Origin of the sequence: Neptuniibacter marinus, assembly GCF_001597725.1 — a bacterium.
GTDB lineage: Bacteria > Pseudomonadota > Gammaproteobacteria > Pseudomonadales > Balneatricaceae > Neptuniibacter > Neptuniibacter marinus.
In genome coordinates, this window is the sequence record NZ_LUTR01000007.1 from 30,154 (window position 1) to 54,063 (window position 23,910).

Below are 23,910 nucleotides of genomic sequence, written 5' to 3' on the forward strand. Positions count from 1 at the left end.
GCTTTTAAGCCCCGCTTTTTTTATCTGTAGAATTACTTCGTTTTCACTATCGGTTTAATCTACCACCTCAAGAAACGCCATCGCCTTCCCTTGCGGCTCCCCAACCAAGATCTCATCTTTGACGACGACTAATCCCCTAACCACAGTATGAATAGGCCAACCCGTAATCTTTTTGCCATGATAAGGCGTCCAACCACTGCGGCTCGCAATCCACTCATTATCAATAATACGTTGAGCGTTAAGATCCACTAAGGTTAGATCTGCATCAAACCCTAAAGCTATACGTCCCTTCCCCTCAATACCAAAAATACGTGCAGGACCAGCACTGGTTAAATCTACTAATCGCTGAAGTGTTAATCGACCTTCATGCAGATGATTTAACATTAAAGGTAATAACGTTTGCACCCCTGTCATCCCACTTGGGGATTGAGGATAAGGCCTGAGTTTCTCTTCTAATGTATGAGGGGCATGATCACTTCCAATAACATCCACTGTGCCATTTTTAATACCTTCCCATAATGCCTCTTGATGCTCTAATTCGCGTACAGGAGGATTCATTTGCGCCAAACTCCCAAGCGTTTCATAACAATCAGGCGCAAACATAGATAGGTGATGCGGGGTCACTTCCACTGTAACACGACGCTTATGCTGCGCTAGAAATCGCATTTCATCGGCAGTTGATACATGGAGAACATGTAATCGCCGCCCGCTTTCTGCCGCCAAAGCAACGATACGCTGAGTCGCTTTAAAAGCGCTTTCCACATTACGCCACTCGTGGTGCTGACATACATCGCCACTTTCTTCCACGATCTGTTTACGTTCTTTTAACAAGGCCTCATCTTCCGCGTGAACCGCCATACGCCGATGGCCATGAGACAATATGTTACGTAACACCGCGTCATCATCAGCTAGTAGGTCACCAAAAGAGCTACCCATAAACACTTTAACACCCGCACATCCAGGCAGATTTTCTAGCCTATCTAACTGCTTTGCATTAACAGCGGAACCACCTATATAAAATGCGTAATCGCACCATGCTTTAGCTTCCGCAGCATCCAGCTTTGCCTGAAGATCAGCATCCCAAAGTGTCAGCGGGTCAGTATTCGGCATCTCAAAAAAACCAGTAACGCCTCCCAAAACAGCCCCACGAGAGCCACTCTCAATATCTTCTTTATGGGAGAGTCCAGGTTCACGGAAATGCACTTGACTATCAATCACGCCCGGCAATACATGTAAACCTTGTGCATTTATCACTTGATCGGCCTGCCACCTCCCCTTTAAATCACCTAAAGCAACAATAATCCCACCGGAACTTGCTATATCTATATGTTCAGCACCATTAGGCGTGATAACCGTGCCGCCCAAAATCAATAGATCAGCATGCTGACTATTAAATTGTTCTAATTCCCCAGTAATTTTTTTCATATCAATGCCTTATCAGCTGAGTCAATTCGCAGCGTTTCTTGCAGTGACGTTAATAATTGCTCTTGCGATATTTTATAGGGCGGCGCACATTCACTGCGCAAAAAATTTAACGCATCGGCAAACGAGAAAGTACCTAGATCTTCGCCACCACGGCTTCGTATAGAAACGGAACAAGTATCACGCTCTTTCGCTCCAACAATAAACATGAAAGGGACTCGTTGTAGCGTTCTCTCTCGTATTTTGTAGCCTATTTTTTCTTTCCGGCTATCCACTTCAGTACGCACCCCTTCAAGGGATAACCACTGTCCAATGGTTTGTGCATAACCTACATGCGCATCAGTAATCGACAGAATTACGACCTGAATCGGTGCCAACCAATGAGGTAATTTACCTTCATGGTGCTCTAACAAAATACCGGTAAAACGCTCTAAAGAACCAAATAAAGCTCGGTGCAGCAGGATAGGAGGTTTACGTTGCCCCTCCTCATCAACATATTCCAGTGCAAAGCGTTCGGGGAGATTCATATCCACCTGTAAGGTACCGCACTGCCAATCGCGGCCAATAGCATCTCGGAGAACAAACTCTAGTTTTGGACCATAAAATGCTCCTTCCCCTTGGTTTACCTGAAAACTAAGTTCCATCGCTTCTAAGGTCTGGGTTAATGCCCCCTCAAGAAAGTCCCACGTTTCATCTGTACCTATGCGGTTTTCTGGACGCGTAGACAATTTAATCCGCACATCGTTAAAACCAAAATGACTATAGATATCCAGCACAAGTCGCACAACAGATCGACACTCATCTTTAACCTGTTCAGGTGTGCAGTAGATGTGGGCATCATCCTGTGTAAAATGCCTAACGCGCAACAAACCATGAAGTGCACCAGAAGGTTCATAACGATGTACTTTACCAAACTCTCCCATCCTGATTGGTAGGTCACGATAGCTTTTAAACCCGTGTCGATACATCAGAATACTACCAGGGCAGTTCATCGGTTTAAGCGCGAGTACTTTTCCATCTTGAGTTTCTGTTGTGTACATATGATCACGATAGTTCTGCCAATGGCCCGACTGCTCCCACAAACCTCTATCCATCACATCCGGTGAACTCACCTCAACGTAACCAGCTTGCTGCTGACAGTAACGCATATAATCAATAAGCTGCTGAAAGAGCGTCCACCCTTTAGCGTGCCAAAACACAGACCCCGGCGCCTCTTCTTGAAAGTGGAATAGATCCAACTCACGACCCAATTTACGATGGTCACGCTTTTCTGCTTCTTCGATACGATGCAAATATGCAGAGAGTGCTTTTTTATTGGCCCATGCCGTACCATAGATACGCTGGAGCTGCTCGTTGTTAGCATCACCACGCCAATAAGCACCTGACAACTTAGTCAACTTAAAGTGTTTTAAAAAGCGTGTATTAGGCACATGCGGCCCACGACACATATCTATATATTCTTCATGAAAATAGAGGCCAAAAGAATGCTCATCCGGCATATCCTCTATAAGACGCAGCTTGTAGGCTTCCTGTCGTTTGGTAAAATTCTGTATAACTTCATCGCGAGGTAATACACGTTTAACAACCGTATACTGTTTAGCGATTAATGCCTGCATACGTTGCTCAATGGCATTGAGGTCTTCATGCGTAAAAGGCCGTTCAAACGCTATATCATAGTAAAAGCCATCATCAATCACAGGCCCAATAACCATTTGGGCTGAAGGGTAAAGCTGCTTAACCGCATGACCTATTAGATGTGCACAGGAGTGGCGAATAATTTCTACCCCCTCATCATCTCGTACCGTAATAAGCTGTACCCTTGCATCCCGCTCAATGAGATCACTTAGATCCACCAGCCTATTATTGACCTTGGCCGCTATGACATTCTCAGCAAGGCCTTTGCTAATCGACAGGGCTACATCCAAAGAGGTAACAGGCTTGTCAAAACATTTGCTTGCCCCCATCGGGCAGTGTGATATTAACGGACTGCATATATTAAAACTCGTTCTGAATTCGCTTATAACCCATGACCAACTCATTATTGGTCCGTGCTACATCTTCGGAAAATTCACTCGCTGCTACTGAAACCTGCGGCAAAGAAGCAAGATCGGTTTCTGAGCCTATTCGTTCAGTAGAGCGAACATAGAAACCAGCAGGAAGATGACAACCGTCCACCACTGCGTTGTGTCGAACCACACATCCGGTTTCGACGGTACAGTTAAATAGCACGCTGTTAAAACCAATAAACACACCACTACCCACTGTGCAGGGGCCATGAACAATGGCTCGATGAGCAATAGAGGTTCGTTGCCCTATCGATACTTTCGCCCCTGATTTAGAGTGAATCACTACCCCATCTTGGATATTAGAATGCGCACCGATTATGATCGGTTCTATATGATTATCAGCATCAACCTCATCAGCTCGAATAACCGCATAAGGACCAATAAAAACGTTTTCTTCAACGATAACTAAGCCACAGATAATAGCTGTGGGATCAATGAAAGCATCTGGATGAATCTGGGGCACATCGCCGCGGGGTTTTTTTCGAATCATATTTTTTCTCTGGAAAGTGTTCGAATTAAGTATGACGAAACAACGATGCTGTTATCGCCATATAAAAAGAGAGGAAATAAAATAAACGTCATAGAAATAGTAGGCCGCATATCAAAGCGACCCACTAAAATGACCTAAAATTAATAAACTAATCCCTATTTTAAGGAGGTGCTTAGGAATAAGTATTTTGTTCACCTTGCGGCCAACTAATAAAAGGGTTTTCCCAAGTGGACCAAATACCAGGACCACATGCCATCTCTTCATCTGTGAGTAGGCATTCATCAAACCCCGCACAAAGCGCATCCTTATCCATATCCATGCCGATTAACACGATCTCTTGGCGAGCATCACCTACATCTGCATCCCATTTCTGACGTATAAAGACAACGCTTTGAGGATCATCTGGCCACTTTTCAATTGGTACAGATACCCACCAATGTCCCGCAGGACCATGATGAGCAACAGCCCCAGCTTGAGACCAACTGCCCGCCATCGTCGGATTAGAAGCCAACCAAAAATAGCCTTTAGAACGCACGACTCCCTGCCACTCACTCTCCACCCATTTTTTAAACCTTAAAGGATGAAAGGGCCGTCTTCCCTGATATAAAAAAGAGCTAATACCGTACTCTTCAGTTTCCGGTACATGTTCACCACGCATCTCTTTCAGCCAGCCACGCGCTAATGAAGCTTGCTCAAAATCAAACAGCCCCGTTCCTAAAACATGCTCAAGCGAGACTTTTCCATATTCAGCAACCACAATACGAGCCCGCGTATTCAAACTACGAAGAATGGCATCAAGTTGCTCCCGCTCGTCAGCTGAAATTAGATCAGTTTTATTGAGCACGATCACATCACAAAACTCTACCTGCTCGATCAATAGATCAACTACCGTTCGCTGATCTTCATCACCTAGGGACTCACCGCGCATCTGTAAACTGTCTTGTGAGCTGTAATCACGCAAAAAATTAAATGCATCGACTACAGTCACCATAGTATCCAACTGCGCTACACTATTAAGGCTCTGCCCTCCCTCATCTTCAAAGGTAAATGTCTCTGCAACCGGTAAAGGTTCTGATATACCAGTAGACTCAATCACGAGATGATCAAACCTAGCTTCCTTAGCTAAACGGCTGACTTCATCTAACAGATCCTCTCTTAATGTGCAGCAGATACATCCATTGCTCATCTCTACAAGCTTTTCTTCAGTGCGAGAAAGTTCTGCACCCCCTTCCCTAACAAGCGCGGCATCAATATTGACCTCCGACATATCATTAACAATAACAGCGACACGTCGCCCCTCTCGATTATTAAGAATATGATTTAACAGGGTTGTTTTTCCTGCCCCCAAAAAACCGGAAATAACCGTAACGGGAAGACGCTTTGCTTGACTACTTTCAGAACTCATCTCTTATTATTCCTCACCTTTCTTGCTGCTAATGATAATGCATTATCATTAAAGAATTGACAAGAATTTATTCGTGCAGTCAGAATCACACTCTGTTTAAATCCATTAATATTATTAGTAGCTAGATGTTGAGGAAAAAATGACGATAGAACGTAAAACCCGTCAGTATGAGGCTATTCGTACAGTACTGACAGAAGCAAAACGCCCTCTACTTGCCCAAGAGGTTTTGAGTTTAGCCTCCGCTATTGTACCTACAATGTCGTTAGCAACAGTCTATCGAAATTTAAAAGGGCTTCAGGCAAACAACATTATTACTAGCGTTATACTCCCCGGCCAAAATCCAAGGTATGAGATAAAAAATCATATCCACCATCATCATTTTCAATGTCGATATTGTGAACAGGTATTTGAGGTAAATTTATGTCCTGGGGGGTTTGAGAAGTTCATGCCTGAAGGGTTCACAGTTGAAGATCATGAACTTATTTTATACGGCGAATGTAAAGAATGTAGTGCACAAAAATCGAAAGAGTCTTAACTGCATGAATCAGTTGAAACATTAGTAGGCGATAAAAAACGGTCGTTAATAAAAGTCATTTTTTCTTAAATAAATCTAATAGTTTCTGTTTGGGATCCTGCTCATCAGCAGGTAACGCCTTTTCAAATCGCTTTTGCAATAAGGCGAACTTCTCTTCTTTCTTTTTATGTTTTGCCTTCTCCCTAGAAGAACGCATATCTACAACATCACCCATGACTAATCACTCACTGTCATTTTCTTTTTTTATTAAAGCCTGCTGAGCATTCCAAACAGCTAAAGCCTCAAAATAGGTATCCCATACACAAGGCGAACAAGCGTTTTCACAACATTCACAAGCTGCGGGAGGCGTAGGTTTCTCCATTAATTCAGCCATGTCATCCTCTTTATCCATTGTTTTATTCTAGCCCTATCTCCAATTAAATTAAATATAAACGCCTTTCCTCTCGTACAAAACCTAGCCCCCTATTTTTCCAAAACTAAATCTTAACTAAAGTCTTAACCGATAACTGTCATTAATTGGCAATAGTTATTCGATTAAATAAATAATCAGCTCTATTTATAAAACTACAAACGGATTTATGCTGCGCTGCAGCATGAATATAGAAAAAAAAGTTGTAAAAACACAACAACATTAGCCATAAGTACATAGGCCAGACGTATGACTATTGCACTTAATTCAGTATAATTCTGTTACTAAATTACAACCATCGGGTTTGAAATAGTGGAGAAAGGTAGCCACAAGCCGCCTTTGTTCAAACCCTTGGCTGCATTGCCATAAAATCTTTGGGGAATACAATGACTACAACGAACCAAACCATCTATTACACTCTAACCGACGAAGCACCATCATTAGCTACATGCTCGCTTCTACCTATTGTTCGTACATTTACTTCTACTGCTGGCATCGATGTTAAAATTACAGACATCTCTCTAGCAAGCCGTGTTCTCTCGACCTTCCCCGAAAAGCTTACAGAGGAACAGCGCGAAGAAGATGGCCTTAAGTTCTTAGGCGCATTAACACAAGACCCAGATGCGAATATCATAAAACTACCAAATATCAGTGCATCTATCCCACAGTTAAAAGCATGCATTGCCGAGCTACAAGCACAGGGCTATGACATTCCTAACTTCCCTGAAGATCCGCAAACTGATGAAGAGAAAGAGATTCTTGCTCGCTACTCTAAAATTCTAGGTAGTGCTGTAAACCCAGTACTCCGTGAAGGTAACTCTGACCGTCGTGCCCCAGGTGCAGTAAAAGCATTTGCTCGCAAATTCCCACACTCTATGGGCAAATGGAGCAAAGCATCTCGCACACACGCCGATTACATGACAGACGGTGATTTCTTCTCAAGCGAACATTCGATTACCATGCAAGACGCTGGCGATGTGCGTATTGAGTTTGTTGATCCAGCGGGCAAGGTTGAACTTAAAAAAGAGCTGAGCCTAGAAAAAGGTGAAATCCTTGATGGCATGCGAATGAGCTGCAAAGCCCTTCGCGAATTCTTTGAAGAAACGATGAATGACGCTAAAGAAACTGGCGTTATGTGGTCACTTCACGTTAAAGCAACAATGATGAAGGTATCCCACCCTATCGTATTCGGCCACGCCGTTACTGTTTTCTACAAAGAAGTTTTTGACAAGCATGGCGAACTATTCAAAGAGCTTGGCGTTAACCCAAACAATGGTATTAGCAGCGTTTACGATAAAATCGCTTCTCTACCTCGCTCACAGCGCGAAATTATTGAAGAAGATATCCATCAGTGTTTGGCACATCGTCCAGAAATGGCGATGGTAGACTCGGTCAAAGGGATCACTAACCTTCACGTACCTTCCGACGTAATTGTAGATGCTTCAATGCCTGCAATGATTCGTAATGGCGGTAAAATGTGGGGCCCTGATGGCAAGCCAAAAGATACTAAAGCGGTTATGCCTGAAAGTACTTACGCACGTATCTACCAAGATATGATCAACTTCTGTAAAACTAATGGCGCCTTTGATCCTACAACAATGGGTTCAGTTCCAAACGTTGGTTTAATGGCGAAAAAAGCAGAAGAGTATGGCTCGCACGATAAAACATTCGAAACTGAAACAGGCGTTATGCGTGTAGTAAGCGCCGATGGTACAGTTCTAATGCAGCACGATGTTGAAAAAGGTGATATTTGGCGTGCTTGCCAAACTAAAGATGAGCCTGTACGTGACTGGGTTAAACTCGCTGTAAACCGTGCTCGCCTATCAAATACTCCTGCTATTTTCTGGCTAGACCAAGAACGCGCACATGATCTTGAATTAACTAAAAAAGTTAAAGAATATCTCAAAGATTATGACACTGAAGGCTTAGATATCTCTATCAAGTCTTACAGCCAAGCAATCCGTTTTACAATGGATCGATTAATTCGCGGTAAAGATACCATTTCTGTTACAGGTAACGTACTACGTGATTACCTAACTGACCTATTCCCAATTATGGAACTAGGCACATCCGCTAAGATGCTGTCTATTGTACCTATGCTGAAAGGCGGTGGTATGTACGAAACAGGCGCTGGCGGCTCAGCTCCTAAACACGTACAGCAAGTACAAGAGGAAAACCACCTTCGCTGGGATTCCCTAGGTGAATTCCTAGCACTTGCCGTTTCCCTTGAAGATATGGGGATGAAAAACAATAATCAGCGTGCAACGATCTTGTCTAAAACACTAGATGCTGCCACAGGTAAACTACTTGAAGAGAACAAATCTCCTTCACGTAAAACTGGTGAGCTAGATAACCGCGGTAGCCACTTTTACCTAGGCTTGTACTGGGCTCAAGAGGTCGCTAATCAGACTGAAGATCCTGAGCTTGCTGCACAATTCAAAGATCTTGCTAAGACACTCTCTGACAATGAAGATAAAATCATTGCCGAACTAGCTGCTTGCCAAGGCTCTCCAGCGCCTCTAGATGGTTACTACCATGCGGACCGTGAAGCTGTGAAAAAGGTAATGCGCCCTAGTGAGACATTGAATAAAGCATTAGCGTTAGCAACTAAATAACGAAGAAGTAAATCTAAAAAGCTCGGCTTAAGTCCGAGCTTTTTTTCTTTCATTTAGATACAAAAAAACACGCATATGCGTGTTTTTTTATATCTCTACCAAACGACTTACTAAAGGTTCGCTACTCGATTCAAGCCAGCAATTGCGGCCACACGATAAGCCTCTGCCATTGTGGGGTAGTTAAAGGTTGTATTAATGAAATATTTAAGGGTGTTAGCTTCACCCTCTTGCGCCATAATCGCTTGACCTATATGTACGATCTCAGAGGCATGCTCGCCAAAACAGTGGATACCTAAAATCTGGAAGGTATCACGATTAAACAAGATCTTAAGCATACCGACAGGCTGCCCATAAATTTGTGCGCGGGCGGTATCTTTAAAGAAAGCCTGACCGACTTCGTAAGGTACACGCTCCTCTGTCAACTCCTCTTCCGTTTTACCAACAGAGCTAATTTCAGGAATAGTATAAATCCCTGTTGGTACTTCATTGATATAACGGAAATCTTCAGCTGATAGCATATCCGCAGCAGCAGCACGCCCTTGGTCTAACGCAGCTGATGCCAAGCTTGGCCAGCCAACAACATCACCTGCAGCGTAGATTCCCTCACAAGCCGTTCTATAATGTTCATCAACTTCGAGCTGTCCTCGACTATTTGCCTCTAGACCTATGCGCTCTAAATGTAAGGTTTCAGTATTACCACTACGACCATTACACCATAAGAAAGCGTCCGCTCGAATCCGCTTACCGGATTTAAGCTCAAGCACTACACCACGATCGTCAGCTTCAACACTCTCATAAACTTCATTATGGCGAATTTTTACAGCATTATTTCGTAAGTGATAGCTTAATGAATCTGAGATCTCTTCATCCAAAAATGAGAGTAAACGACTTTGATTATCAACTAGATCAACTTTTACACCGAGACCGCTGAATATAGATGCATACTCAGAACCAATAACACCGGCACCGTAAATAATTAACGTACGAGGCGTATGGCTTAATTTAAGAACAGTATCTGAATTGTAAATACGTGGGTGGTTGAAATCGATATCTACCGGTTTATAAGGTCGAGAACCTGTAGCGATAACAATATTTTTTGCCCTTAAGGTCTCATCACCTTTGACAGTACCCCGCACAAGAACCGTATTCTTATCTTCAAATTCAGCCGTACCAAAAAATACATCAATACGATTGCGAGCATAGAAATTTGTACGTAAAACAACCTGACTTGAAATAACTTTCTCAGCACGTTTCAGTACTTTAGGAAATGAAAACCAGCGAGGCTCTCCGATATCTCGAAACATTGGGTTAGTGTTAAACTCAATGATCTGCTTAACAGAATGGCGTAGCGCCTTTGACGGTATTGTCCCTTTGTGAGTGCAGTTTCCGCCCACAGACTCCTGCTCCTCGATAACCGCAACTCGACGCCCCTTCTTAGACGCATTCATTGCCGCACCTTCACCTGCAGGCCCCGAGCCAATCACAATGACATCATAGTCATAAACCGCCATCACATTCCCCTATCTATTATCGTTATCTTCTTGTTTTGCTGGTATTTTTATTACCCATAACAGCTTACGCTTAGTGACGCACAACTCAATTATTCTTTAGATTTAACTTCATAAGAAAGATTAAGCTGAGATCCTTCATTCTCTAATCGCTCTTGCTCTTCATCACATTTTTTCGGATCACCGCCACATATATCGCATGCGGTATCCATGCCTAAATTAGCCATACCACCACATGAACCGGCAATCGGCTTGCGCCCCATCAGCACACCCACCGACATCGCCACCACAACGGAAATTAACACTACAAACGTAAGTATCATCGTATCCATAATTTTAACCTCACTGTACCATGAACTCATTGAATCCAGGCGTCATTTTCTCTTCAAAACCTGTATCGGTTTTGACAATCAAAAACACATTTAGTTTATGTGCTTGAGCAAACTGAAATGCTTTATCTGGCCCCATAACCATCATGGCCGTTGCCAACGCATCAGCTTCCGCACAGGTTGGCATTAAGACAGTAACCGATACCAATTTATGGTTAATCGGCTTACCGGTAACAGGGTCGATAGTATGGGAAAACCTAACGCCCTCCTCTTCAAAATAGTTCCGGTAGTCACCAGAGGTAGCAATACCCACATTTTTGACCGCTATAATTCGTTGAATGGTTCGCTCTGCTGCATTAGTCGGCGACTCGATGGCTATACGCCACTCATTACCATCCGGCTTTAAACCCCGCGCACGCAACTCACCACCAATTTCTACTAAATAGTTTTCTATACCATGGGACTCAAGAAGCTCGGCAAGCACATCAACACCATAACCTTTAGCAATGGCAGATAAGTCAATGTAACTTTGACGCTGCTTTACGACCTGAGTCCCTTCGATTTTAACATAGTCATAGCCAACACGGTCTCGAACGCTATCAAGTTCAGATTGCAGAGGCATCTTAACAACCCGACCATCAGGACCAAATCCCCAAAGATTCACTAATGGACCGACCGTATTATCAAATGCCCCCTCAGTCTCCACACTAATTTTTTTAGACAGCGCTAATACGTGAGCAAGCGGCTCAGATACCGATAGGAATTCGCCAGCAGGGGTTCGATTTAAAATCGATAATTCAGAATCGGGAATATAAGTGGACATACTTTGATTGATATCAACGAGCGTATTATCAATCAATTTATTTAATTCAGTATCAGATTGGGGCGATTGGGAGGACACCCACTTCACGGTAAATGTGGTCCCCATCGTCATGCCTTGATGGCTAACGATTTTTGGTTGCTCTGACTCGCAACCTGACAGAAGTAGACAAACAAAAACAGAAGTGGCCAGCAGCAAAGCTGCGGGCCACTTTTTAGCTTGTCGCATAATGACAAACATAGACGTATTAGCCACCAAAATCATCAAGGAAGATGTTTTCGCGCTCTACACCCAGATCTTCAAGCATCTGGATAACAGCAGAGTTCATCATTGGCGGCCCACACATGTAATACTCACAATCTTCAGGCGCTTCGTGATCCTTAAGATAGTTTTCATATAACACGTTATGGATAAAGCCAGTCATACCATCCCAGTTATCTTCTGGCTGAGGGTCTGACAGTGCTAAATGCCACTGGAAGTTCTCATTCTCTTCCTGAAGCTTATCGTACTCTTCGTTATAGAACGCTTCACGCATAGAACGTGCACCATACCAGAAAGAGATCTTACGCTTAGACTGAAGGCGTTTAAGCTGGTCAAAAATATGTGACCGCATTGGTGCCATACCTGCACCACCACCGATAAAGACCATCTCATTATCAGTATCTTTGGCAAAGAACTCACCAAATGGTCCATAAACCGTAATCTTATCCCCTTCTTTAAGGTTAAAGACGTAGGATGACATGATACCTGGTGGGTGATCAGTTCCCGGTGGTGGAGAAGCGATACGGATATTGAATTTAACAACACCACGCTCCTCTGGGTAGTTCGCCATAGAGTATGCACGGATAGTAGGTTCAGTTACTGTAGAGACAAACTTCCACATATTAAACTGATCCCAATCACCGCGATATTCTTCTTGAATGTCAAAATCCTTGTAGTTAACTACGTGAGGAGGACATTCAAGCTGAACATAACCACCGGCACGGAAATCAACATTTTCGCCTTCAGGTAGGCGAAGCGTTAACTCTTTGATAAAGGTCGCAACGTTAGGGTTGGATTCAACAGTACATTCCCACTTTTGAACCCCGAAGATCTCTTCTTCAAGTTCAAGCTCCATGTCCTGCTTAACCGCCACCTGACAAGATAAGCGCCAGCCTTCCTTGCCTTCACGCATAGTGAAGTGGGATTCCTCAGTAGGCAGCATAGAACCACCACCCTCAAGAACCTGACACTTACACTGCGCACAAGTACCGCCACCACCACAAGCAGAAGGAATAAAGATCCCTTTATCTGCAAGCGTCTGCAGCAATTTGCCGCCGGCAGGTACAGTAATAGATTTAGCCGGATCGTCATTGATATTAATCGTAACGTCACCGGAACTTACTAATTTAGAACGAGCTGCCAGAATTACTGCGACAAGTGCAAGCACTACCGCAGTAAACATGACAACACCTAGAACGATTTCAGCATTCATTGGCTAATCCTTCCTTTGTTGACCATGTAGGCATTAAAGCTGCACACCAGAAAAAGACATGAAGCCTAGAGACATCAAACCAACGGTAATGAAGGTAATGCCTAGACCACGTAAGCCTTCTGGTACGTCGCTGTATTTAAGTTTCTCACGGATACCCGCTAGTGCAGTGATAGCTAACGCCCAACCTACACCTGCACCGACACCATAAACAACTGATTCACTAAATGTGTAATCACGTTCTACCATAAATAACGCAGCACCCATGATCGCACAGTTAACTGTGATCAACGGTAGGAATACACCCAGTGCGTTATATAAAGCAGGTACGAACTTATCTAGGAACATCTCAAGGATCTGAACGATCGCGGCGATTACGCCAATATAAGAGATATAACCCAAGAAACTAAGATCAACATCCGGATAACCTGCCCAAGCTAATGCGCCTTCACGCAATAGTAAGTTATAAATCAGGTTATTAACCGGTGTAGTGATAGCTAATACAACGATTACAGCGATACCTAAACCTAGAGCCGTTTGTACTTTCTTAGAAATAGCCAAGAAAGTACACATACCTAGGAAGAACGCTAACGCCATGTTTTCAACGAAAATCGCCTTTACGGCAAGGCTGATATACTGTTCCATTATACAGCCTCCTTCTTAGAGTTCTTAGCAAGCTCAAATTCTGGTGCTTCAACTTGTTGTTTGTCAAAGCTACGTACAATCCAGATGAATATACCAATGATAAAGAATGCACTTGGCGGAAGTAACATTAAGCCATTCGCTAAATACCAACCACCATCATTCACAAGTGGTAATACTTCTATACCAAATAGTTTACCCGCACCAAACAGCTCGCGCAGAAAGCCTACGAAAATCAGCACTACACCATAACCTAGACCGTTACCTAGACCGTCCAAGAAAGAGATCCCCGGAGGATTCTTCATTGCGAACGCTTCAGCACGACCCATTACGATACAGTTAGTGATAATCAAACCGACAAAGACCGATAACTGCTTAGAAACATCATAAGCATAAGCTTTCAGAATCTGATCAACTACGATTACCAATGAAGCAATGATGGTCATCTGACAGATGATTCGAACACTGCTTGGCATCTGATTACGAATCAAAGATACAAACATGTTAGAGAAAGCAGTAACGACTGTTACTGCCAACGTCATAACCAACGCTGTATTTAGGTTTGAAGTTACAGCTAGCGCAGAACAAACACCTAAGATCTGTAGACCAATCGGGTTGTTCTTAAATAGCGGAGTAACTAGAACGTCTTTAGTTGCAGACATGATTTATGCTCCCCCTGCTTTTAAGTTAGCTAGGAATGGCGCATAACCATTCGAACCCATCCAAAAATGAACTAGATTGGTTACACCATTACTTGTCAGAGTGGCACCCGATAGGCCGTCAATCTGGTGCTTAGCCTTGGCTGACGAAGAGTCAACCGACCCTTTAATCAAGCCAAGCGCTGGCTCCATAGAACCTTCAGGATAAACTTTCTTACCAGGCCACAACGCTTTCCAGTTAGGGTTATCAACCTCACCACCTAAGCCCGGTGTTTCTGCATGAGAATAGAAACCTAAACCAACAACTGTGTTTAGATCGCCTTCAAGTGCAATAAAGCCGTAAAGCGTAGACCAAAGACCGTAACCATGAATAGGTAAGATAACCTTCTCTATCTGGCCATTATCTTCAACCAAATAAACCGGCATGACCTTAGCTTGATACTTGATTGAAGCAAGATCTTTTGCTTTATCAAGTTTGATACCAAGCTCAGAGTCTTTAGCGGCTTTTTTAGCATCGTAACGTGCAGGATCAGCCACTTCAGTATATTTGCCTGTTGCAAGATCAACATACTTCTTAGTGATCGTGCTTTCAAACAGCTCAGGAATACTCTTACCCTGATAATCAACACCGGCCGCAGCCAAAATATTGGTCTGGCGATCTAGATTTTTGTTAGCAATTTGTTGCGGTTTAAGTAGTACCGCCGCAGCAGATACAATAACCGAGCAAACTACACACAAAAGAACGGTAACGGTAATCGTTTTACCGATAGAGTCGTTATTAGCTGACATCGCGCGCCATCCTCCGTTTAATGTTCGCCTGAACAACAAAATTGTCGATCAATGGTGCGAACAGATTGGCAAACAGAATGGCAAGCATCATCCCTTCAGGGAATGCTGGGTTAACCACACGGATCAACACAACCATCACACCAATCAACGCCCCAAAATACCATTTGCCTTTGTTCGTCATAGACGCTGACACAGGGTCAGTTGCCATAAAGAACATACCAAAAGCAAAACCACCCAACACGAGATGCCAGTAAAATGGCAATGCAAACATAGGGTTAGTATCAGAACCAATAAGATTGAATAAGGTCGCAGTCGCAGCCATACCTAAGAAAACACCCGCGACGATACGCCACGCAGCAATCCTAGCAATGAGCAAGACTAAACCACCCGCTGCAATGGCAAGCGTAGAAACCTCACCTACAGAACCTTGAACTTGACCAACAAACGCATCAAACCAAGTAATATTCTGCGCTAAGATCGCATCAACACCGCCCGCAGCTGCAAGGCTCAACGGTGTAGCACCGGAGAACCCATCAACCGCAGTCCAAATTGCATCACCTGACATCTGAGCAGGGTAAGCAAAGAAAAGGAATGCACGACCCGTCAATGCAGGGTTCAAGAAGTTTTTACCTGTACCACCAAAAACTTCCTTGCCGATCACAACACCAAAGCTTATACCTAGTGCAACTTCCCAAAGCGGGATAGTCGGAGGAAGAATAAGTGAAAACAGGATAGAAGTTACGAAGAAACCTTCATTGACTTCATGTCCACGTTTCATTGCGAACAAAACTTCCCAGAAACCACCCACAACGAAAGTAACAATATAGATAGGCAACCAATAGGCGGCACCGTGAATAATATTGTCAAAGATACTTTCAGGATTGAAACTAGTTAATGCACCAGCAATCGCACCCTGCCAAGATGAAGCTTCAGTAAGCCCCATCTGAGCCATAGCAGTATTTGCTTGTAGGCCGACGTTGTACATACCAAAGAAAACAGCGGGGAATGTACACATCCACACCAAAATCATCATACGCTTCAGATCGACTGCGTCACGTACATGAGCTGCTGTTTTAGTTACATGGCCTGGTGTATAAAAAATAGTATCTGCTGCTTCATAAAGAGCATACCAATTTTCATACTTACCGCCTTTATGGAAATGCGGCTCCATTTTATCAAGAATATTTCTTAAGCTCATGATTAGGCCTCTCTCTCGATACGCGTCAAGTTATCGCGAAGAATAGGGCCGTACTCGTACTTGCCGGGACAAGCAAACGTGCACAGTGCGAGGTCTTCTTCATCTAGTTCTAGACAACCAAGCTCCATCGCATGAACAATATCACCCGTAACAAGCGCACGCAGAAGTTGAGTAGGCAAGATATCTAGTGGCATCAGCTTTTCAAACTGCCCAACAGGTACCATTGCTCGCTCAGAGCCATTTGTCGTCGTTGTAAAATCAAATTTCTTAGAACGGTTCAAGCAAGAAGCAAATAGATTCAACACAGAGAACTTATTCGTACCAGGCACGACCCAGCCCATAAATTCACGTTGATTGCCTTCTTCAAGAATAGTCACTTGATTCGCGTAACGACTTAAAAATGCAGTAGGTCCTTGAGTAGTACGACCACTCCAGACAGAACCACTAATCACTCGATTATTTGTGCCGACTTGAGCGCCTTCAAGCAAAGTATCTAATGAAGCACCAAGACGTGTACGCAACAAACAAGGTGAAGCTGCACGAGGACCAGCAACAGAAACAACACGGTCAGTAAATAGCTTACCTTCAGTAAACAACTTACCAACAGCAATCACATCCTGATAGCCAATAGTCCAAACCGTTTTATTTTGAGACACAGGATCTAGAAAATGAATATGAGTCCCTGCGTTACCCGCTGGATGACACCCTTCAAACTCTTCGACAGTAACACCGTCGGTTGTAGGGATATCGGCACCAGACGCTTTACACAAGTAGACTGTAGCAGCAAGGTTAGTCAGTACTTCAAGACCTTGTGAAAATGCCTCTTTCTGCTCTGCAATAACAACTGAAGGATCAGCAGCAAGAGGATTGGTATCCATTGCTGTTACAAAGATAGAATTTGGCGTTGAACCTGGTTGTGGTACACGGCTAAATGGTCGCGTGCGTAACGCAGTCCATAAGCCAGAAGCGATTAGGTTTTCTTCAACCTGCTCTCGCGTCAAACCAGTCAATTCGCTAGCACTGTATTTATTAAATTCAACCGCATCATCGCCATCCAACTCAATCTCTACAGATTGAAGAACACGACGGTCCCCACGATTGATTGCCTTAACTACACCCGCACCTGGCGCTGTGAAGTTAACACCTTCTGTTTTCTTATCGGAAAAGATCACTTGACCGAGTTTTACTCGATCACCTACCTTGACAGCCATGGTAGGTTTCATACCTACATAATCAAAGCCAACAATAGCAACGGAGTTCACTGCTGGGCCATCTTTAATAGATTGCTCAGGAGCGCCCGTGATCGGTAGATCCAGACCTTGCTTGATCTTGATCATACGCCTCACCCAATTACGTTAAACTCTTCAGGATTCAATTTTCGTTTCTTTAATTCTCAGCACCCTGTCCCCGAGCGCAAAGAATAACTTTATATAGTTATTACGAAAATTAAATTACCCCACCCAAAAATCCGACTAAGTATACCTGACCAATGCCCTATTTTTCTACAAACACCCACCTATATCATGACGTTACACAAACTAAAGTAGGTAACCAATCATAGAACAGTTGTCTATATGGATATATCATTTTAGAATATAGAGCAATAAATATACAAAAAGCCACCCTTAGGTGGCTTTTTAGTCAATAGTAATGAACTAAATGCTTACTTCTGCTTTGGAAAAGCTGGAAGCGTACACTGAGCCATTTTCTGCATTAAGCGAATAACCTGACAGCTATAGCCAAATTCATTGTCGTACCAAACATAAAGTACGCAACGCTTACCGCCAGCAATGGTTGCAAGCGCATCAACAACGCCCGCAGCACGAGAACCAACAAAGTCAGTTGAGACTGCTTCTGGAGAATTGCTGTAATCGATCTGCTTCTGCATTGGGCCATGAACCGCAGCTTCGCGAAGATACGCGTTAAGCGACTCTTTATCCGCTTCAGCTTCAAGGTTTAAGTTAAGAATAGCCATCGATACGTTAGGCGTAGGCACACGAATAGCATTACCTGTTAGCTTACCTTCCATCTCTGGAAGTGCTTTAGATACCGCTTTGGCTGCACCCGTCTCAGTAATAACCATATTAAGACCCGCAGCACGGCCGCGACGATCACCTTTATGGTAATTATCAATCAAGTTCTGATCATTAGTATAAGCATGAACTGTCTCAACATGACCATTTTCAATGCCATATTTATCACAGATAGACTTAAGAACCGGCGTGATTGCGTTTGTAGTACAAGACGCTGCAGATAGGATCTCATCTTCAGGTGAGATATCCCCATCATTAACACCCATTACAATATTTTTAACGCCTTTACCTGGTGCAGTCAGTACGACACGAGACGCGCCTTTAGATTGCAAGTGAAGAGACAGGCCTTCTTTATCACGCCATTTACCCGTGTTATCAATAACCATCGCATTATTGATACCGTAAGCCGTATAATCAACTTCCTCTGGAGAGTTAGCGAAAATAACCTGAATTACATTGCCGTTGGCTGTAATCGTATTATTTTCTTCGTCTACAGTAATAGTGCCACGGAAAGAACCATGTACTGAATCACGACGCAATAAACTTGCCCGTTTTTCAAGATCTTTAGCCGCTGAACCTTTACGCACAACCATCGCTCTTAAACGGAGCGCTTGACCACCGCCCGTACGTTCAATTAATAGACGTGCTAATAAACGACCAATGCGACCAAAACCATAAAGTACTACATCTGTAGGTTCACGCTCATCAGAGTCGATAGCCTCAGTTAGCTCAGATTTAACAAAAGCCTCTAGCGCTTGGCCATTAGCCTCATTACGAAACTTAACAGCCAACTTGCCCAAATCAACATGCGCATTGCGAACATTAAGGCGGCTTACTGCTTCAAGGACAGGCAGCGTTTCAGATACAGTCAACTCTTGCTCTTCAACCTGACGCACATAACGATGTGCTTTCAGAATATCAACAACAGAACGTTTAATAATCAGACGACCGAACACTGAACATTCGACATTCCGATCACGGTACAAACCACCTATCAGTGGCACCATCGCTTCAGCTATCGCTTCGCGTTCTTTCCAATCAGTAAATACTTGATCTTGGCTCACTATGAGACTCCAAAAAGCTGTGTCAACTCGTTGGCAACTACTAAAATAAGACCCTATATAAGTCTTACTAGCAGACCCGCTAAAAATTTGGTGCGCATTATCCTCTTTTACAGTCCATTGAGCAAATTCATCTGGATATACTTTCGAACCATACGAGCAACACCACAGATATAAAAACCGCTCATTGCCCCCTAAAGTCTATCAATTCTGTTTCTAGCCGCTAAACTACCCTGCCTGAATAAACTTCATGCGAACAGGAGCATCGCAGTGTTGCAGCTGAAATACCCCTTACCATCAGGTCCCGGCGACCGAAAACATATCGGCCAAGTTCTTGGAGCCGCCGCTGGTTATCTTATCACCGATGCGGCAGAGCGCTATGAAGGGGTCACGCTTGTTATCACCAATGACACCAACCAAGCCAATCGCCTGTATAATGAAGTTTGTTTTTTCAAAAAGAACAAACAGGAAATTCTCTCATTCCCAGATTGGGAGACACTGCCTTATGACACATTTTCACCACACCAAGATATAATTTCAGAACGAATATCTACACTCAATCGTCTCCCAAGCCTCAAACAAGGCATTTTAATCATTCCCCTCAGTACACTAATGCACCGTACTGCTCCAGCTGAGTTTGTAGCAGGCAACTGCTTTGACCTAAAAGTGGGCGACACTATTAATGTCGAAGGTCTCCGCAAACAACTATCGGACGCAGGCTACCATGCTGTAGATGCGGTACTGGAACACGGCGAGTTTACCATTCGCGGTTCAATCATCGACCTATTTCCTACCGGTAGCGAACTCCCTTTTCGAATAGAATTATTTGATGATGAGATTGAGACGCTACGTACATTTAATACAGAAACGCAGATCTCTATTGAGCAAATAGACTCAATCAATCTACTACCGGCCAAAGAATTCCCATTTGATAAACGCGCCATAAGCGGATTCAAATCTCGCTGGCGTGAGCAGTTTGATGTTGATTACAAGCAGTGCCCTATCTACACAAATATTAATGATGGGCTTGCATCTCCGGGTATTGAATATTACTTACCTCTATTCTTTGAAGAGTGCAGCTCCATATTCTCCTCATTACCCGAAAACACTCAAATATTGGTTAATGATGGGTTAGAGGCAGCGGCCAAGCTATTTGCAGATGAAGTTAATGAGCGTTACGAACAACGTAGACACGACATCACCAATCCAGTTCTCCCGCCGCACTCTCTCTTCCTCTCAACAGATGAGCTATTTTCTGAACTAAAAAGCTACGGCCGCCTCACATTACATACTGACCTTATCGAAGACAAAGCGGGCAGAACCAACCTTGACTGCATACAACCACCGGAACTCCCCGTTCAGTCACAGAATAAACACCCCCTGTCTGAACTGCAGTCATTTTTAATACAACGGGATGGCGCGGTTCTATTTTGTGCTGAATCAGCAGGTCGAAGAGAAGCGCTACTTGAACTGCTTTCGCGTATAAATATCAAACCAACGCAAACTAAAGACTGGTCGTCATTTGTTGATTCAGCCGAAGATTTAGCCATAACAGAGTTCCCTTTAGAGCAAGGGTTATCAGTTCCTGGGGAGTTTCATTTAATTACCGAAACTCAGCTCTTTGGCCGACAAGTATTCCAACGCAGACGGCGCTCCCGTGAGCAGGAACAAAACGATCAGGTTATAAAAAACCTATCGGAGCTAAACACTGGCTCGCCGGTTGTTCACTTAGACCATGGTGTAGGACGCTATTTAGGCTTACAGATTATAGAACTTGAGGGGCAAGCTAATGAGTTTCTCACCCTTGAGTATGCAGAAGAAGCAAAACTCTATGTACCCGTTTCATCCCTACACTTAATAAGCCGGTACACTGGTGCGGGGGACGAAAATGCGCCACTACATCGCCTAGGCACGGAACAATGGAGTAAGGCAAAACAGAAAGCCGCTGAAAAAGCCCATGACGCAGCAGCAGAACTCCTCGATATTTATGCACGACGTGCGGCACGAAAAGGCTTTAAATTTCACGACCCTGATGAGCAGTATCTACAATTTGCAGCGTCTTTTCCTTTTGAAGAGACCCCAGATCAAGCTGCCGCTATCGGCAATGTGATACGCGATATGACAGCCCCACAACCTATGGATCGCCTAGTTTGCGGGGATGTCGGTTTTGGTAAAACAGAAGTTGCCATGCGTGCAGCATTCGTGGCAGTGCAAAGCGGAAAGCAGGTCGTGATTTTAGTCCCAACCACCCTACTCGCTTCACAGCACTTCCAAAATTTTCAGGATAGATTTGCTGACTGGCCGATTAACATTGAACTTATCTCACGCTTTCGCTCAGGAAAACAACAAGATAGCGCAATAGAAAAACTCGAAGCAGGCAGTGTCGATATAGTAATAGGCACCCACAAACTGCTTAGCGGTGGCATTAACTTTAAAGACCTTGGTTTAGTCATTATTGATGAAGAACATCGCTTTGGTGTTCAACAAAAAGAGCGTTTAAAATCACTTCGCGCAGAAGTAGATATTTTAACGCTCACCGCAACGCCGATCCCTCGAACGCTAAACATGGCCATGTCGGGTATACGCGATCTATCAATTATTGCTACACCACCCGCCAAACGATTATCCGTTAAAACCTTTGTTCGCTATAGCGACCCAACGGTTATTAAGGAAGCTATTCTCCGAGAACTACTTCGTGGCGGACAGATTTACTACCTACACAACGAAGTTAAAAGCATAGAGAAAACCGCCGAAGAACTACGTGAGCTTGTACCTGAAGCACGTATAGGCGTCGGTCATGGACAGATGCGCGAGCGCGAACTGGAACAGGTCATGTCCGACTTTTACCATAAACGTTTTAATATTTTGCTGTGCACCACCATTATTGAAACGGGTATTGATGTTCCTAATGCCAATACCATCATCATTGACCGAGCAGATAAGTTCGGCCTGGCCCAGCTACACCAGCTCAGGGGACGTGTAGGCCGCTCGCACCATCAAGCTTATGCGTATCTACTGACCCCGCATAAAAAATCAATGACCAAAGATGCCGTTAAGCGCTTAGAAGCGATCGAAACAACCAACGACCTTGGCGCTGGTTTTACTCTTGCGACCCATGATTTAGAGATCCGCGGTGCCGGTGAATTATTAGGCGAAGAACAAAGCGGCCAAATGCAGACCGTAGGCTTCTCACTCTTTATGGAGATGCTCGAACAGGCCGTTGAATCGATCAGAGAAGGCAAAACGCCTAATATGGATCAACCATTAAGGCACGGCGCAGAAGTCAATTTACACTTATCAGCGCTTATTCCTGATGATTACCTTCCTGATGTCCATAGCCGCTTAATCATGTACAAACGCATTGCCAACGCTAGCTCATCAAAAGAGCTGAAAGAGCTCCAAATAGAGATGATCGATCGCTTTGGCTTATTACCCGAGCAAGTGAAGAATCTATTTAAAGTAACAGAACTAAAATTACGTGCAGAAGCTATGAACATTGTTAAAATCGATGCAGGTACAACAAATGGACGCATCGAATTTGCGTCCGATGCTAAAGTTGATCCTTTGACACTGGTAAAAATGGTTCAAAAGCACCCACAAAAGTATAAACTTGAAGGCGCAGACAAATTACGTTTTAGCCTAAATATGGAGAAGAGCGACGTTCGCTTCTGCGCTATCGAAAGCCTTTTAAGCGACTTGGCAGTTAAAACATCATGAAAAAATTGTATAGCGCCTTAATTTTTAGTGCTTTAAGCCTCACAGCCAATGCCGCTGACTGGTATAAAGTTGAAGTTGTTGTTTTTGCAAATCAGGACAGCGCTCCTATCGCTGACGAGTATTGGCCCGATATAAAAGAGATCCCTGCTCCCAGCAATGCGATTAACTTAAAGTCATCCAATGCTGAAGGAAGTGCTTATAAACGCCTACCCGGAAGTTCCTTAACTCTTCACGATGAAAAAAACCGGCTACGAAACTCAGGCCCCTATAAAATCCTCTTTCATGCAGGATGGATGCAACCGGTTTACCGCACTCAAACACCACGGCCAATTCACATCACAGGCGGCGAGATATTGGATAATGGTATGCATGAACTAGATGGGTATATCGCCGTAGGCAGAGGCACTTACCTACACTTTCGCCCTGACATCTACCTAAGCCGCAGATTAAGCGCTGACGAAACGAAGCTACTTAAAGACGACCCTACAGCAACCAACGACGCCGCGGATGAAAACGCTGCTGCAATGCTTACAATGCAAGCCTCCAGTAGCGCCAGCAGCTCTTTAGCCAACGAATTATTTACAATACCCAATATCTTAACGGCCAACCTTAATCAAGCACGGCGCATGAAATCAAAAGAGTTACACTATATAGACCACCCATTAATGGGTATCTTAGTTGAAATCCGGCCTATAAATTAACAACTCAACCAATTATCCACTAAGCCCAGAATAACTGGGC

The 23,910-nt window shown here is 43.8% G+C and carries 20 protein-coding genes; 4 read left to right on the plus strand and 16 right to left on the minus strand.

All coding sequences use genetic code 11. The features are described from left to right. Positions 1 to 54: 54 nt before the first annotated feature. The 4 genes from A3774_RS07170 to zigA form a co-directional block, all read right to left on the minus strand. Positions 55 to 1,425: a dihydroorotase gene (locus A3774_RS07170; RefSeq protein WP_067865426.1), complete on the minus strand. Its 1,371-nt coding sequence runs from the start codon at positions 1,423 to 1,425 to the stop codon at positions 55 to 57. Further along, entirely contained in the window at positions 1,422 to 3,386 is a 1,965-nt protein-coding gene (gene thrS / locus A3774_RS07175) for a threonine--tRNA ligase (RefSeq protein ID WP_067865429.1), read from the minus strand. Before thrS ends, A3774_RS07170 begins: the two co-directional genes overlap by 4 nt. A gap of 31 nt (positions 3,387 to 3,417) precedes the next feature. Continuing rightward, a complete protein-coding gene (locus A3774_RS07180; RefSeq protein WP_067865432.1) occupies positions 3,418 to 3,978 on the minus strand; it encodes a gamma carbonic anhydrase family protein in 561 nt (186 codons plus the stop codon). A gap of 172 nt (positions 3,979 to 4,150) precedes the next feature. Then, positions 4,151 to 5,383, minus strand: a complete 1,233-nt coding sequence (zigA, locus tag A3774_RS07185) for a zinc metallochaperone GTPase ZigA (RefSeq protein ID WP_067865435.1) — start codon at positions 5,381 to 5,383, stop codon at positions 4,151 to 4,153. A gap of 139 nt (positions 5,384 to 5,522) precedes the next feature. Between zigA and A3774_RS07190 the strand changes: the two genes are divergently transcribed. Further along, a complete protein-coding gene (locus A3774_RS07190; protein WP_197468028.1) occupies positions 5,523 to 5,918 on the plus strand; it encodes a Fur family transcriptional regulator in 396 nt (131 codons plus the stop codon). Between the two features lie 55 nt (positions 5,919 to 5,973). Here A3774_RS07190 and A3774_RS16770 read toward each other — a convergent pair whose 3' ends face one another. Further along, entirely contained in the window at positions 5,974 to 6,132 is a 159-nt protein-coding gene (locus A3774_RS16770) for a hypothetical protein (protein WP_197468029.1), read from the minus strand. A 6-nt stretch (positions 6,133 to 6,138) separates the two neighbouring features. Further along, positions 6,139 to 6,309 (minus strand): oxidoreductase-like domain-containing protein, encoded by a 171-nt coding sequence (locus A3774_RS16370; protein ID WP_075107927.1) that lies wholly within the window; start codon positions 6,307 to 6,309, stop codon positions 6,139 to 6,141. Positions 6,310 to 6,713: 404 nt separating this feature from the next. Between A3774_RS16370 and A3774_RS07195 the strand changes: the two genes are divergently transcribed. Beyond that, the gene (locus tag A3774_RS07195; protein WP_067865438.1) at positions 6,714 to 8,942 is read left to right on the plus strand and encodes an NADP-dependent isocitrate dehydrogenase; all 2,229 of its coding nucleotides are present in this window, start codon (positions 6,714 to 6,716) and stop codon (positions 8,940 to 8,942) included. A 110-nt stretch (positions 8,943 to 9,052) separates the two neighbouring features. Here A3774_RS07195 and sthA read toward each other — a convergent pair whose 3' ends face one another. The 10 genes from sthA to A3774_RS07245 all read right to left on the minus strand — a co-directional run bounded on the left by sthA (position 9,053) and on the right by A3774_RS07245 (position 19,455). After that, on the minus strand, positions 9,053 to 10,453 hold the full coding sequence (gene sthA / locus A3774_RS07200) for a Si-specific NAD(P)(+) transhydrogenase (RefSeq protein WP_067865440.1): 1,401 nt from the start codon (positions 10,451 to 10,453) through the stop codon (positions 9,053 to 9,055). Between the two features lie 89 nt (positions 10,454 to 10,542). After that, a complete protein-coding gene (gene nqrM, locus A3774_RS07205) occupies positions 10,543 to 10,782 on the minus strand; it encodes a (Na+)-NQR maturation NqrM (protein ID WP_067865442.1) in 240 nt (79 codons plus the stop codon). A gap of 10 nt (positions 10,783 to 10,792) precedes the next feature. Beyond that, positions 10,793 to 11,863, minus strand: coding sequence for an FAD:protein FMN transferase (locus tag A3774_RS07210; RefSeq protein ID WP_067865446.1), 1,071 nt, complete (start codon positions 11,861 to 11,863; stop codon positions 10,793 to 10,795). Then, on the minus strand, positions 11,847 to 13,073 hold the full coding sequence (gene nqrF / locus A3774_RS07215; RefSeq protein WP_067865449.1) for an NADH:ubiquinone reductase (Na(+)-transporting) subunit F: 1,227 nt from the start codon (positions 13,071 to 13,073) through the stop codon (positions 11,847 to 11,849). Before nqrF ends, A3774_RS07210 begins: the two co-directional genes overlap by 17 nt. Positions 13,074 to 13,106: 33 nt before the next feature. Further along, entirely contained in the window at positions 13,107 to 13,715 is a 609-nt protein-coding gene (gene nqrE, locus A3774_RS07220; protein ID WP_067865451.1) for an NADH:ubiquinone reductase (Na(+)-transporting) subunit E, read from the minus strand. Then, entirely contained in the window at positions 13,715 to 14,374 is a 660-nt protein-coding gene (locus tag A3774_RS07225; protein WP_067865455.1) for an NADH:ubiquinone reductase (Na(+)-transporting) subunit D, read from the minus strand. The genes nqrE and A3774_RS07225 overlap by 1 nt, the downstream gene beginning before the upstream one ends. Before the next feature lie 3 nt (positions 14,375 to 14,377). Next, positions 14,378 to 15,160: a Na(+)-translocating NADH-quinone reductase subunit C gene (locus A3774_RS07230; protein ID WP_067865458.1), complete on the minus strand. Its 783-nt coding sequence runs from the start codon at positions 15,158 to 15,160 to the stop codon at positions 14,378 to 14,380. Then, positions 15,150 to 16,358: an NADH:ubiquinone reductase (Na(+)-transporting) subunit B gene (locus tag A3774_RS07235; RefSeq protein WP_067865461.1), complete on the minus strand. Its 1,209-nt coding sequence runs from the start codon at positions 16,356 to 16,358 to the stop codon at positions 15,150 to 15,152. Before A3774_RS07235 ends, A3774_RS07230 begins: the two co-directional genes overlap by 11 nt. 2 nt (positions 16,359 to 16,360) lie before the next feature. Next, positions 16,361 to 17,695 carry a Na(+)-translocating NADH-quinone reductase subunit A gene (locus A3774_RS07240; protein ID WP_067865464.1) on the minus strand — a complete coding sequence of 445 codons (1,335 nt, stop codon included), beginning with the start codon at positions 17,693 to 17,695 and terminating at the stop codon, positions 16,361 to 16,363. Positions 17,696 to 18,021: 326 nt separating this feature from the next. Next, a complete protein-coding gene (locus A3774_RS07245) occupies positions 18,022 to 19,455 on the minus strand; it encodes a glyceraldehyde-3-phosphate dehydrogenase (RefSeq protein WP_067865467.1) in 1,434 nt (477 codons plus the stop codon). A 267-nt stretch (positions 19,456 to 19,722) separates the two neighbouring features. Here A3774_RS07245 and mfd point away from each other — a divergent pair, with 267 nt between their 5' ends. Further along, positions 19,723 to 23,169: a transcription-repair coupling factor gene (gene mfd / locus A3774_RS07250; RefSeq protein ID WP_067865472.1), complete on the plus strand. Its 3,447-nt coding sequence runs from the start codon at positions 19,723 to 19,725 to the stop codon at positions 23,167 to 23,169. Continuing rightward, positions 23,166 to 23,870 carry a CsiV family protein gene (locus A3774_RS07255; protein WP_067865477.1) on the plus strand — a complete coding sequence of 235 codons (705 nt, stop codon included), beginning with the start codon at positions 23,166 to 23,168 and terminating at the stop codon, positions 23,868 to 23,870. The genes mfd and A3774_RS07255 overlap by 4 nt, the downstream gene beginning before the upstream one ends. Positions 23,871 to 23,910: the final 40 nt, after the last annotated feature.